The sequence below is a fragment of the Paenibacillus sp. FSL k6-2145 genome (assembly GCF_037976585.1).
In the GTDB taxonomy this organism is placed as follows: Bacteria; Bacillota; Bacilli; order Paenibacillales; family Paenibacillaceae; genus Paenibacillus.
This window is the reverse complement of sequence record NZ_CP150267.1, coordinates 6,419,259-6,432,138: the sequence shown is the minus strand read 5'-3', so window position 1 is coordinate 6,432,138 and position 12,880 is coordinate 6,419,259. Positions and strand designations below refer to the sequence as shown.

The window sequence follows — 12,880 nt, the reverse complement described above, 5'->3', positions numbered from 1 at the left end:
ACCTACATCTTCAGATAGGATAAAATATACTAAATACCTATATTTGGAGGATTAGATGAAAAAGTTACTTATCTCATTGCTTATTATGTCAACACTATTTTCAGGATCGGCCATGGCAGCTAGTAATACAACCACAAGTAACATTAAAATCACGAGCACAACAGAACAAAAAGCAAGTAATAAAGTCAAATCTAGTATTTTTAATTTATCAGATCAGCAACTTAAAAATGCAATTGCAATAGGCAAGAAAGGATATGATGCCGTAATTGATTTCAATAATAAGCAAAAATTAAAGATTTCAATTGATAAACTTGAAATATGGCAACCAGATGTCTGGGTATCTTCCCCATATTATAATATAGTTAGAGCCTCTTTTCTAAAGTTTAACGATTATGATACATATACATTAAAAGATGCAAAAGAGTTCTTAGCACTCTACAAAGGTTTGAATAGATTAGATTTCGAGCTACGTACGTATGGCAATAGTATTACTTTTACCAAGAATCTTAAAGTGGTATTGAAACAAGGGAGTAAAGTTTATCAACCAAAAGATATAAGAGGTAAGGACAATGTCTCAATGAGCGGATCATGGCCAGAAGCTCCAGCATATGTGTCAGTCTTACATGTAAGTTTTGATAATTCAAAAATCGATTTTAGCAAGCCAGCTGAGCTAGTTTATATGTATTCAGGTAAAGAATTGTCTGTAACCTATAAAGTAGATTTCACAAAAGTTAAATAATCCCCCCTTCTGGGGGATTTTTTAATGAAAGTCCAAAAATACTACAATCTATGCATATTACAGGCATAAGTAGATTAAAAATAGATCAAGAATAAACATATGAAACTTTCTAAGGAGAATATACAATAAATTATCTGAATGTTAACGAGGAATTCAATAAAGATAATCATCTAGCTATTAGTGGAACAACGAATCTGCCGACGGATATGGAACTGATGGTCACAGTTACAAGTGAAGAGGGATATAACGCACAATCGAAGGCGTATGTAATGAACGGATTGTTCCAAAGTGAATGGTTCACTTCAGGTGGACAAGGGCTTCCAAGTGATAAGTATAATGTCGAAATCACTTCTCCTACGGCCAATGTTCAACCTCTAAATGTGAAAGAAGGGATTGGAGAACAAGGCGCTAACTTATCCGGGCCGCTTGTGAACGAGGACGAAATTCGGGGAAAGAAGAATAGTATATTCACATGAATTCAGTGGTGGGGAATGAATTGAGATGGTGTTTACGGGCCAAAGAGAATTTCAAGTGAGCGGGGCACGATAAATTTCAATAACATCGCCTCTGCTCATTCTTTTTCCAAGAGAAGGGTTCGCACGTGGATTTGTTAGTATTTGGTTCTAATATACCTATGCATAGTAAAATATTGAAAAAATTACATACTAAATTGCAATAGAATCTATATTTCAGTTGGTTGCTGAGTATAAACCTTAATGATGAGTAAAGGAATGAAAGAGATGAACAAATGGACGATGAAGGAAACATTGAAAGGAAAGACCTTTTCCATAATTATCCTAACGATTATTTTGACCATTGCCATCAATAAATTGGTCAATCGAATAATGACTCAAGAGGTGATTTTTGAGGGGGGGTTATACTCTTCTCATACAAACCATTTCTCACTTGGTATCTATGGTGTGATATTTGCAATCCCCGCTGGATTTATAAGTATTTTAGTTGTAAAGCTCTTTACGAATAAGATTAAAAGGCAGTCCAATCCCTTTGATGATGAAAAAAAATTCAAATGGCATAGTATGTATGGAACTGTTTGCGGATTTATTATTCTGTTTCTGCTACTTAATTTAACCAATACGTACGCATCTCAAATGCTAGTATCTGATGTATGGGATGGTTTCATACATCTAGCTATTTCATTCATTATTCCAATTGTCTTTGCTGTGATATCTGCAAAGTTGATCAACAAAGTTATGGTTCGTATAACAAATACAAACGGAAGATTGATTGAAGAGATAGAGGCAGGAAAATACGATAGAGAGATTCTAAGCCAGAGAGATAAAGCTAGAATGTTGAAGTTATTAAAAAAAGGAAGCGTAGCTTCCTTGAAGGGAGGAATGATGCGGCTCAAAGTCATTGATTTTTTACTTTTGGTCGGTGGTACTATTGTATTCGTTCTGCTGTTAGTACTGGATAAGGTTGTCTCATTATTTAGTAATCCAAACCATGGTACCGGATGGAGTAATGGGGAAAGTAATTTACACGAAGAGAGAGAACGATTAAAAAGTAAGGCATATGATAACGCTGAGGAAAAACGGGAACAGGCCGATTTTTCAAAAGAAATGTTTGTAAAACAAGCTAATTATAATGTTAGGTATTCGCAATCAGAATGGAATCGAGCAGTTCGAGATGAAAGAGAATATCAAAGGGCCAAACGGGATGCAGATTCGTTATAGTTATGAGTACGTAATATTTCAAGCCTATAAAAGGTCAGACAGCATACATTCTGCCAGAACAGCACTGATCAGATTATCAGTTAATATATAATTTTGCGAGGTACAATATGAAAAATCAACATTTTGTAATATTTTCAAATACGTTTGAGGAATATGAGGCATTTATTAATGAGGTATATTCTATTGGCCAAATGAACTTTTTAAATCAACACCTTACCAAAAAAACTTAAATCATATTGAACTTAAAGAAAAAGGTAGGAGATAGAATAGCCATTGTAGTAGTGATCCGCCCATAATAGTGTGAAACTTTTACGTGCAATTATTTAAGGAGGGTATCTTCACATGAAGCGTATGTCAATTTCTGAATTGAATGAAATTTTAGTAAAAGCAACACTCTCGGCCAGACAAGAGGCCAAAAGCAATGGTGTGCCCATTGTATATGAAGAAAATGAAAAAATGATCAAGGAATACCCGGATGGCAGAAAAACAGAGATTATATATGAAAAAAATGGTAACAAAAAGGAAATTGAATACCCATGAGCTGAAATAAATGAGTTGATCATTGTTCCATTAAAAGTCGCTATTTTAGCGGCTTTTTTATTTATGGTACAAGTTCTTGTCCCAAGCCTAGGACAAGAACTTGTACCGATTGCCGAATAGAGGTTGTTGGATTGATCCAAGAGATGGCTAAGCAAAAAGGATGCACGGTCTCTCAACTTGCTCTGGCCTGGTTGCTTGGAAAGGGGGAACATATCGTTCCGATCCCGGGGACTCGCAACTTGGAAAGAGTTCACGAGAACTTAGGAGCGCTACAGGTTTCGCTTACGGATGATGAGATGAACAAGATAGATCGCATATCACCCCAAGGCATTGCAGCCGGAGGCAGATTCCCTGGTCAAGTCTAGTTTGTTTATACATGATTCTAAGAAACCTAAAGTTCAGGATTAAAAACAATATATAACATGTTTCAACGGTATTATCTTTCTATTCTCCGGCATACAGTACAACAATGAGATGTATGCCCAAGGAGGAGAAATGATCGTATGATGAATCCGATTTTACAAGCCCCGAATGTTCCGCTGGCAGCCGATTCCAATGCGGTTGTGAATTATCAGAGGGATTCACGCAACTATGTAACCCAGTTGTTTGGAGAACAGCTGCCGACCATTGCGAATGGTTTCTTCAACGTGTACTTAAGCAAAGGAATCATTGTGCAGCCGCACTGGCACACCAATGTTACGGAGATGGTTGTGGTCATCACCGGTGAAGTTACAGCGTCAGTCTTCAATCCGTTTACGCGTGAACGATTGACATATCGTCTGAAACCAGGTCAGGTTGTGGTATTTCCGAAAGGCTGGTTTCACTGGTTTGTCGCTGAGACAGATGATGTATATGTATTAACTATTTTTGATCAACCAACGCCTGATATTGTGTTTGGAGCGGATTTCTTGGCAGCTACACCGCCGGAGGTGGCTCACCGCGCGTACTGTTTGGATGAAGAGGCATATGCGAGAGCTGTTGCGTCCATTAAAAATGATGCCATTCTGGGCCCTCCAATAGGGTGTGATACGCAGGTTTCTGATCAATCGACTTCACCTTCCAAGACGTCTGTGCCATCGTCCAATAAGCTGAAATCTTAATTCAAGATCCTTATTCATTATCAAAGTACACAGCCTGTAACTGGAGAATAACAGTTGCAGGCTTTTTGATGTGTAGATGTAATGATCGTATGATAAAAATTCAAAATGCCTGAGTCAGTGTATTACGATCTCTGTTAGTATAGTATGAACATCCAAAAAAAACGGAGGACTCATGAATGAACATGTCAGAAATGAATACGCTTGAAACTGCAATGAGTTATGCACCTATTTTGATGTTTGACAGAGCCGAACCCTTTTATCCTGATTTTGTTGGCATTTCTGTGTTGCATCAATCAGGGCCTTCACCATCGTTCAGAAGGGACATAAAGTTTCCGACCGAGGCAGTACAATATGTAATTGAATATGCAATCTGGTGGGATTATGAGATTGGACATCTGTATGAAATGGAGCATGTATGGGTTTATGTGGGTCATGACGGAGAGGTAGTAGACTGTGAAGCCAGCTTTCATGGGAAAGTGCTGCGTGGATTGTTGAAGGAACGGGTCAATGTGGTTGGACATCATGTATGTCTGTACTCGCAGCCTGGCAAACATGCTTTCTCACCACTTCCGGTTGTATTTGAGTTATTGCCAAACCTGTATAGTGCAGCAGGTGCCGAAGCTGGATGTGATGGGCTACTTGTGAATGAGTTGTTTCAAGATTATTTTGAAACGAACGAACAGATCGATGCTCAGGTGGAGCGTTATCTGCAGACCAAAGCGTTTGTACCTACCATGGAGTTCGAAGAATATTTACTAAAACCGGAGATGTTCATGACGTGGGATAATCTGTTTGATATTATTCCGCACAGGATTAAGGACCGCTTGATGGAACTGGAGCAGTTATATAACACATAAGTAATTAGTTTTAAACGGGTTTTATGTTAATTTAAAGTGTGTTTTTTCGCTTCAAAACCAAACTTTGTTAATTCGAGTTTGGTTTTTTTTATGGGAAAATGGACTCAGTATGGCTAAACATTTATTAGACTTGAGTCTTGAAATGTGGAGTGTGTGCAGCAAAATACATAATTTTTACGCATGGAAAATGATATTTGTTAGACGTAAGAACTATACAACTTCTTATGTAAATATAAGAAGATCATATCACATGAAATTTTGTATGGAGATGTATTTGCAAATCAATGCAGAATGTAGATTATACATATATATGTAAGTGGAAAAAGAAATTTAATAGGTAAAAAGTATAAATTATATTAAAAAGAAGTTTCTTTATATCTGAAATAAAAATTCATAATAGTGCAAATTTATAGAAATAAAAATTTCCTATTCAGTTTTAATATATTTATGTCGAAATAGATCGTAAGTTGTCTGGAGCGCGACCTAGAGAAGGGTTTACTAAGCGTTATATACATAACTGGACACTACGATGCCTAGGAGGAGATTACATGAAGTGGTTTGAAAACTTGAAAACAGCAACAAAGATTATCTCAGCATTTTTAATTGTGTCGATAATCCTCGCGTCGCTTGGCGTCTACTCGGTAGTAACATTGAGAAGTACAAATGAACGAATGCAAGAGATGTATAACAACAATCTGATCTCAGTTAGGGAACTGTCCTCTGCTCAGGTTGATTATCAGAGATTGCGAGTTAACGTGCGAGATTTGAATTATGAAACGGTAGCAGCAGAACAGACCAGAGTTACGGAAAATATCGCTACAATTCGTCAATCCATGGAGGAGCGACTTGCTACGTATCGTCCTCTTGCTACTACCCCGGAAGAAGCGGAATTGCTTCGTAAGTTAGATACCCAATATACCAGCTATATGAAACTTTATGATCAAGGCGTCACTATGGCGGTATCAGATGATGATGCAGCTTTCATTACATTCCTGAAATCAACATTGAAACCTCCGGGTGATGAGGTTGTAAAAACACTCGCAGACTTGGTGGATCTCAATGTAACATTGGCAGATCAGGCTAACACGAAGTCTGAAGAAGCCTACACAACTTCCTTTGCAGTAACAATTGTTATGGTCGTTGCATCCGTACTCTTCAGTGTCCTCATTGGATACATCATCTCTCGCTCCATTTCGAAGCCACTCATGGCCATGCTGGGTCTAGCTACGGAAGTTGCCAACGGAAATCTGACCCTTAAATCAGACATCTCTAGCAAAGACGAAGTGGGTCAACTGGCTGCGGCATTGAATCGTATGGTCGACAACCTGAAAGAGTTAATCAACAATATCGTGATGAACTCTCAAAGTGTTGCCGCTTCTTCGGAACAGATCTCAGCTAGCACACAGGAAATTGCAAGCACCAGCACAAGCCAATCCAGTGAGGCAGGAAACATCTCCGAATTGTTCAAGGAGCTTTCGCTTGCCATTAACTCTGTCGCTGCAAGTGCGGAAGAAGCTGCTGAGTTGTCCAACGATACCGTGAAGACTGCACGTGAAGGTGGACTTGTTGTACAGACTTCATTGGAAGGTATGCAAGCTGTTAATACAAAAATGACCAAGCTTGAAGATGATTCTCGTAAAATTGGTGACATCATCGAAGTGATTGACGATATCGCTGAGCAGACCAATCTGCTCGCGTTGAATGCTGCTATTGAAGCGGCACGTGCGGGAGAACAAGGACGAGGATTCGCCGTAGTCGCAGATGAAGTCCGGAAGCTTGCAGAACGAAGTGGTGAGGCGACCAAAGAAATTACAGCCATCATCAAAGCGATGCAGGAAAACACGAGACAGAGTGTACAGGCAGTAGCAGCCAGTGTTGAGCAGTCTTCCATGACTGGACAGGCGTTTGATCAGATCATTGATATGGTCAATAACTCTTCTCAGAAAGTAAACGAAATTGCAGCTGCATGTGAGGAAGAGGCAGCTCAAGCGGCGGAGGTAATGAGTTCTGTTGAATCCATCTCGGCTTCCAGTGAGGAATCCGCCGCTGCGTCAGAAGAGACTGCAGCAACCTGTCAGTCTTTGGCACACCTGGCGGAAGAGCTGGCGATTTCGGCAGCTGCCTTCAAAACCCAATAAAACACATTGAATTGAGGGTGAATTGATGTCTTCACTTCAGAAGGAACAATATATTGAGCTGTCTGTAGGTGCAGAGACTTGCGCCATTCGAATCGAAGAAATTCACGAAATTATTAAAATGCTCAGCATTACGGATATCCCATTCAGTCGCCAAGAGATCAAAGGGGTAGTTAATCTGCGTGGCAAGGTTGTATGTGTGATGAGTCTGCGGAACCTGCTGGGTATGCCGGATGAACCGGACACCAGAGCAACGCGTATTATCGTAGTTCGACATCAGGAGGAATATATTGGCTTGATCGTGGATCGCGTGAACAAGGTAACCACATATTCGGAAATACATCCGCCAACTGGCGGATATGGTCGTAACCGTGAAGGTTTATTCCATGGTGTGGGTCAACAGGAAGACAAGCTTGTGGGCATTTTGAAACTGGACGAAATATTGGGCGGTTAGGGAGGTATATACGAATGATGGATTTGTCTGCCTACCGTGACATCTTTATCGAAGAACTGAATGATCAATTGGAACGTATGGATCAGTCTTTATTGGCATTGGAGCTTTCGCCTTCTGTAGAACTGGTTCAGACGCTGTTTCGGGCAGCCCATACCATCAAGGGATCAGCATCCACAATGGATTTCCGTGAATTAAGCGACCTCACGCATGAAGTGGAGTATGCTCTTGAATGGGTCCGGGAGAAAAAACCGGAGATGACTTCGGAGCTAATTGATACGTTGTTTCGCTCTTTGGACGCCATGAAGGTGCTTCGTGATCAGTACATCCGTGGGGAAGCTTATGCAGACTTTCGAGCAGTAGTACGAGAAATAAAAGATTTAATTCAAACCCCGGCAGTAGTTGGGCAACTTAAAGTACCTCAATTGCAACCAGCAGAATCGATTGTGGCACAGGTGGCTATAGTGTCAGGCAAGCAGTTATTGTCCATTCATATCGTGCTGGAGCAGAAGTGCATGATGAAAGCGGCCAGATATCATATTTTACGACAACGCATTGAGGAGATCTGTGGTACGGTTGTCGCTACTTCGCTCATGGAGAGTCAACCGGGCGCGCAGAATGAAGATGATCATTATGGTCAGTTCATCATCATCGTAGCAACGTCAAAGGACACACAGCAGCTTAAGGCAGAGCTGTCTTCAGACTCGGATATTCATATGCTGGAGATTGATCCATATCTGCTGGAATCCAATGAGGTTGCAGCGACGTCTGCACCAATTGAATTAATCTCTGAAACAGAGCAAACGAAACAAAGCTTGCCTACCGTGAATACAACTGGCCCGGATGAGAAAGTGAAAGCTGCTCAACCTACGGTTCGTGTGAGTGTTGAACGTCTGGACCATTTGATGAATTTGGTCGGTGAACTGTTAATTGATCAAACATCCCTTGCAGATCTTAGTGGATCGGGTGCGCGTAAGGAGTCTTCACCACTAATCCGGAGTATTAGTGGTGTATCCGATCATATGGGCAGGGTGATCAAGGAACTCCAAGAAGGTGTAATGAAGACACGGATGTTACCTATTGATCAACTATTCAGTCGCTTCCCGAGATTGGTTCGTGACCTATCACAGAAGCTGGGTAAGGATCTGGAACTGGTTATTCAAGGTGGAGAGACTGAGCTTGACCGGATGATTATTGAAGAACTGAGTGACCCGCTGATCCATCTCATCCGCAACAGTGCAGATCATGGCATTGAAAGTGCAGAGGTTCGGGCGGAGAACGGTAAGCCGTCCAAAGGACGTATTACCTTAACTTCGTTTCATGAAGAAAATCATGTTGTCATTCGTTATTCGGATGATGGCAAAGGCATCGATGGTGAGAAGATCAAAGCTTCCGCTTTGGGTAAAGGTATCATTAGTGAGGAACAGGCTGCACGCCTAACAACACAGGAAGCTGTCCATCTCATATTTGAGCCTGGTTTCTCCACGGCTTCTTCTGTCAGTGAAGTATCAGGACGCGGCGTTGGAATGGACATCGTGCGTAGTCAGATCGGGCGGCTCAACGGTATCATTGATATTGATACGGAGGTTGGTGTGGGTACCACGTTTACGATTCGTCTACCACTCACACTGGCGATTATTAAAGGTCTGTTAGTCAAAGTATCGGGTCGTGTTCTAATCTTGCCGATGTACAATGTTGCTGAGATTGTTCGAATTTCACCTGAAGATATTCAGATGATTCAGGGGCAACAAGCGATCCTGAATCATGGACGAATTGTACCTTTTCACCGACTGTGCGACAGGCTCAACTATCCACGAACAGACCGTAAATCCAAGACCATTCCAATGGTGATCGTGCGTTCCGTTGACAAAATTGCAGCATACGCAGTAGATGAGATTATAGGAAATCAGGAAGTTGTTATTAAGACGCTTGGTACGTATCTGGGAGCGATGAACCATCTATCTGGTGCAACGATCCTCGGTAATGGTAAGGTTGCCCTTATCTTGGACGCGTCCTATCTGGTGAGTCTTTAATCGTTAGATAAACACATAAATTATGCACGCCTAAGAGCCTCATCGTCCATGACTGGATGGTGGGGCTCTTTGTTGTACCTTTTGAAATTGTGACCACTCAGGATTTGAAAATGAGATCCATAAACCGGTTGGCAGCCAGAGAGATTGGCATATTGCGTTTGGTCATAATCCCCACATGGGAAGGGGGGAGCGGGACATCAAGCTGAATTTCGAAGAGAGAACCTTCCTCCAGCTCTTTGGATATAAATTCACGTGTGACATAGGAAATTCCCAGTCCTCGACGCGCAAACTCAATCAACAGATCAACGCTACCAACCTCAATCTCAGGTTTCAACGTGTAATTATAGCTGTTAAACAACTCGGTAATAGCCATCCGAACCCGGCTGTTCCGGGAGAAGAGGATCAGTTGATGCTCCAGAAGCATCTCAAGTGTCATGACTTTACCCTTCAACTGAGCATAACGTTCTCCAGCTACAAAACAGTCCTTCAACTGAATACTTTCCCTGACTTCTAGCTGTGGATCAACAATGGGCATCCGAACAACACCAAGATCAATCTTGCCTTCTTTCAGAAAGGTGATGACTTCCGGCGTAGTTCCATGACTCAGATGCAGCTTGATGTTAGGGTACAAGGTGTGGAATTCCTCTAGATACGCCAGCATGTAATGCTTGAACAGGGAGTCACTGCCACCAATCCGGAGTTCACCATTGTCGAGATTCTTCAGTGCGGCCATTTTTTCTTCCGCAAGTGAGATCAGAATCTGGGATTGTTCAATATAGGAGTATAGACTGGCACCTTCCTGTGTCAACGCTACACCCTTGGAATTTCGATAAAACAAGGTAAGACCAAAGCTCTCTTCCAATTGCTTAATGGCATGACTGACGCTGGGTTGAGTGATATACAGTGCTTTTGCAGCCTGTGTCAAACTGCCCGTTTTGGCGGCCCAATAAAAGACTTTATATAGTTCGTAATTTGTTGTCATAGATGTGGTCTATAGCTCCTGTGAAATATATTAATTACTTGTATAGCTATAAAACGTATTATAGTGTAACTACAACAAAGAAACCAGAGTTACTTGGAAGGAGAACGGTGAGATGGAACCAACTACCATTGTTTTATTTGGTGCTACTGGCGATTTAGCCAAAAGAAAAATATATCCTGCCTTATATAACTTATATCTTGAGCAGAAGCTTCCGGAAACCTTCTCATTGATTGGTCTTGGGCGTAGAGAGTGGTCTGATGAATTCTTTCAGGCACAAGTGGAAAAATCATTAAATGAATTTTCCAGACGCCAGGCTGATCCTGAAGTTGTGAAGTCATTTGTGAAAGCTTTTCGCTACAGTGTATTGAATATAAGCCATAAGGAAGATTATATAAAGCTGTTGGGATTAGTTGAACAAAGAGAAGCTGAGCTTGGCATTCCGTCCAATCGCTTGTTTTATCTCTCGGTTGGTCCGGAATTCTTCGAACCGATTGCCGAGAATATTCAACAAAGTGGGCTAGGTTCCACAGAGGGCTGGAAGCGTCTCGTCATCGAGAAGCCATTTGGTCACGATCTGCAATCCGCCCGAGACCTTAATCGCAAATTAAGCGAATCGTTCACGGAGGAAGAGATTTATCGGATTGACCACTATTTGGGCAAACCGATGGTACAGCGTCTGGAGACGTTGCATCAAAGTAACCCAATCATGAAGGCGTTATGGAACAATCGTTACATCTCCAATGTGCAAATTACGGCGAATGAGACTGTAGGTGTCGAAGAACGTGCATCCTATTATGATCATGTAGGCGCTGTACGAGACATGTTCCAGAATCATATGTTGCAATTGCTCATGATGATGGCGATTCAGCTTCCTTACAACAGTACTTCCGAAAAAGTTGGATTGAAGAAAAAGCACATCATGGAATCGATCCAGCCGTTACAAAAACAAACTGTGGGCGCAAACATCATCCGTGGGCAGTATGCGGCAGGCAACATTCAAGGCAAACCGGTTAATGCTTATGTTGCTGAACCAGGTGTAGCGGAGAACACGATGAATGACACATTCATTGCTGCCAAATTGCAAATTGATGATTTCTTCTGGCGTGGTGTTCCGTTTTACATTCGCACGGGTAAAAGAATGAAGGAGAAATCAACACGTATCGTGATTGAATTCAAAGAACCTTCAGGACAGACAAATGTGCTGAAAAACAAGGGTTCCAAACCAAACCTGCTCGTCATTGAGATGAGTCCGGATCAGAGCATGACACTGCAACTGAATGCAAGTGATCCTGAGAATAAAGGTGAATTCAAACCGGTTCATATTGATCTTTCTCCGGACAAAGGTGACCTTGCGGAAGCTTACGAGAATCTGATTCGTGATGCTTTGCTGGGTGATCCAACCTTCTTTGCCCACTGGGATGAAGTAGAATTGTCATGGGCATGGGTGCAGCCAATTCTGGATGCATTCCAGGAAAATCTGTTGCCACTTCACCTGTATCCTGCGGGTAGCTATGGACCGGTTGAATCAGATGTTATGCTTGAAGAAGAAGGTCACCACTGGTGGTTTGATGAGCCGGCGGATCAGGAGTCTGTAGTTACAAATAGCATACCCTTGGCGGTTAATGCGAATCTCTAAACCAAAATAAAAAATATATCTGGAGGTAATTTAATCATGAAATTTTTTATCGATACAGCTAACGTGGAAGATATCCAAAAAGCATACAAAATCGGCGTATTGTCTGGCGTAACAACAAACCCATCTTTGGTAGCCAAAGAAGGCGTAAAATTCGAAGATCGTATTGAAGAAATCTTGCGTTTGGTACCTGAAGTGGAGTCCGTTTCTGCGGAAGTGACACCAGATGCCCTTACTGCTGAAGAAATGATCGCGCAAGCAGAAGAATTGATCAAAATTAACAACAGTGACAAAAACATCACGATCAAATTGCCAATGACACTTGCAGGACTTGAAGCTTGCCGTTACTTGACCAAAAAAGGCGTGAAAACCAACGTAACGTTGATCTTCACTGTGAACCAGGCGCTTCTGGCTGCTCGTGCTGGTGCAACATATGTATCTCCATTCCTGGGACGTCTTGATGATATCTCCGAAGATGGCGTACAACTGGTTACCAAAATTGCTGAATTGTTCCGTACACATAATCTGGATGCACAGATTATTGCGGCTTCTGTAAGACATCCGGATCACGTTACACGTGTAGCGATGGCTGGAGCACATATTGCTACTGTTCCATTCTCCGTCATTGAACAGATCTCCAAACACCCGCTGACAGATCAAGGTATGGACAAATTTGCAGCTGACTGGAAAAAAACAGTACAATAATCACTGAATAT

Annotated in this window: 13 protein-coding genes; 12 read left to right on the top strand and 1 reads right to left on the bottom strand. The window is 41.6% G+C overall.

Features of this window, described 5'->3' with window-relative positions; translation table 11 throughout:
• The first annotated feature begins 55 nt into the window (after positions 1 to 55).
• From NZ043_RS28385 to NZ043_RS28340, 10 genes are all read left to right on the top strand, one after another.
• A complete protein-coding gene (locus NZ043_RS28385) occupies positions 56 to 739 on the top strand; it encodes a hypothetical protein (RefSeq protein ID WP_339309872.1) in 684 nt (227 codons plus the stop codon).
• A gap of 215 nt (positions 740 to 954) precedes the next feature.
• Positions 955 to 1,215: a hypothetical protein gene (locus NZ043_RS28380; RefSeq protein ID WP_133385257.1), complete on the top strand. Its 261-nt coding sequence runs from the start codon at positions 955 to 957 to the stop codon at positions 1,213 to 1,215.
• Positions 1,216 to 1,479: 264 nt separating this feature from the next.
• Positions 1,480 to 2,433 (top strand): hypothetical protein, encoded by a 954-nt coding sequence (locus NZ043_RS28375; RefSeq protein ID WP_133385256.1) that lies wholly within the window; start codon positions 1,480 to 1,482, stop codon positions 2,431 to 2,433.
• A gap of 342 nt (positions 2,434 to 2,775) precedes the next feature.
• Positions 2,776 to 2,973: a hypothetical protein gene (locus tag NZ043_RS28370; RefSeq protein WP_133385255.1), complete on the top strand. Its 198-nt coding sequence runs from the start codon at positions 2,776 to 2,778 to the stop codon at positions 2,971 to 2,973.
• Between the two features lie 29 nt (positions 2,974 to 3,002).
• Positions 3,003 to 3,338: an aldo/keto reductase gene (locus NZ043_RS28365; protein ID WP_339312898.1), complete on the top strand. Its 336-nt coding sequence runs from the start codon at positions 3,003 to 3,005 to the stop codon at positions 3,336 to 3,338.
• A gap of 138 nt (positions 3,339 to 3,476) precedes the next feature.
• Positions 3,477 to 4,073 carry a cupin domain-containing protein gene (locus NZ043_RS28360; protein WP_133385253.1) on the top strand — a complete coding sequence of 199 codons (597 nt, stop codon included), beginning with the start codon at positions 3,477 to 3,479 and terminating at the stop codon, positions 4,071 to 4,073.
• Between the two features lie 176 nt (positions 4,074 to 4,249).
• The gene (locus NZ043_RS28355) at positions 4,250 to 4,930 is read left to right on the top strand and encodes a hypothetical protein (RefSeq protein ID WP_091029150.1); all 681 of its coding nucleotides are present in this window, start codon (positions 4,250 to 4,252) and stop codon (positions 4,928 to 4,930) included.
• A 548-nt stretch (positions 4,931 to 5,478) separates the two neighbouring features.
• A complete protein-coding gene (locus NZ043_RS28350; RefSeq protein ID WP_339309871.1) occupies positions 5,479 to 7,068 on the top strand; it encodes a methyl-accepting chemotaxis protein in 1,590 nt (529 codons plus the stop codon).
• Positions 7,069 to 7,093: 25 nt separating this feature from the next.
• The gene (locus tag NZ043_RS28345; RefSeq protein WP_133385251.1) at positions 7,094 to 7,519 is read left to right on the top strand and encodes a chemotaxis protein CheW; all 426 of its coding nucleotides are present in this window, start codon (positions 7,094 to 7,096) and stop codon (positions 7,517 to 7,519) included.
• Between the two features lie 14 nt (positions 7,520 to 7,533).
• Positions 7,534 to 9,549, top strand: coding sequence for a chemotaxis protein CheA (locus NZ043_RS28340; protein ID WP_339309870.1), 2,016 nt, complete (start codon positions 7,534 to 7,536; stop codon positions 9,547 to 9,549).
• 97 nt (positions 9,550 to 9,646) lie between these two features.
• Here NZ043_RS28340 and NZ043_RS28335 read toward each other — a convergent pair whose 3' ends face one another.
• Positions 9,647 to 10,531, bottom strand: a complete 885-nt coding sequence (locus NZ043_RS28335; protein WP_036672843.1) for a LysR family transcriptional regulator — start codon at positions 10,529 to 10,531, stop codon at positions 9,647 to 9,649.
• 112 nt (positions 10,532 to 10,643) lie between these two features.
• Here NZ043_RS28335 and zwf point away from each other — a divergent pair, with 112 nt between their 5' ends.
• Positions 10,644 to 12,167: a glucose-6-phosphate dehydrogenase gene (gene zwf / locus NZ043_RS28330; RefSeq protein ID WP_091029157.1), complete on the top strand. Its 1,524-nt coding sequence runs from the start codon at positions 10,644 to 10,646 to the stop codon at positions 12,165 to 12,167.
• A 36-nt stretch (positions 12,168 to 12,203) separates the two neighbouring features.
• Positions 12,204 to 12,869, top strand: coding sequence for a fructose-6-phosphate aldolase (gene fsa, locus NZ043_RS28325; protein WP_062835043.1), 666 nt, complete (start codon positions 12,204 to 12,206; stop codon positions 12,867 to 12,869).
• The last annotated feature ends 11 nt before the right edge of the window (positions 12,870 to 12,880 follow it).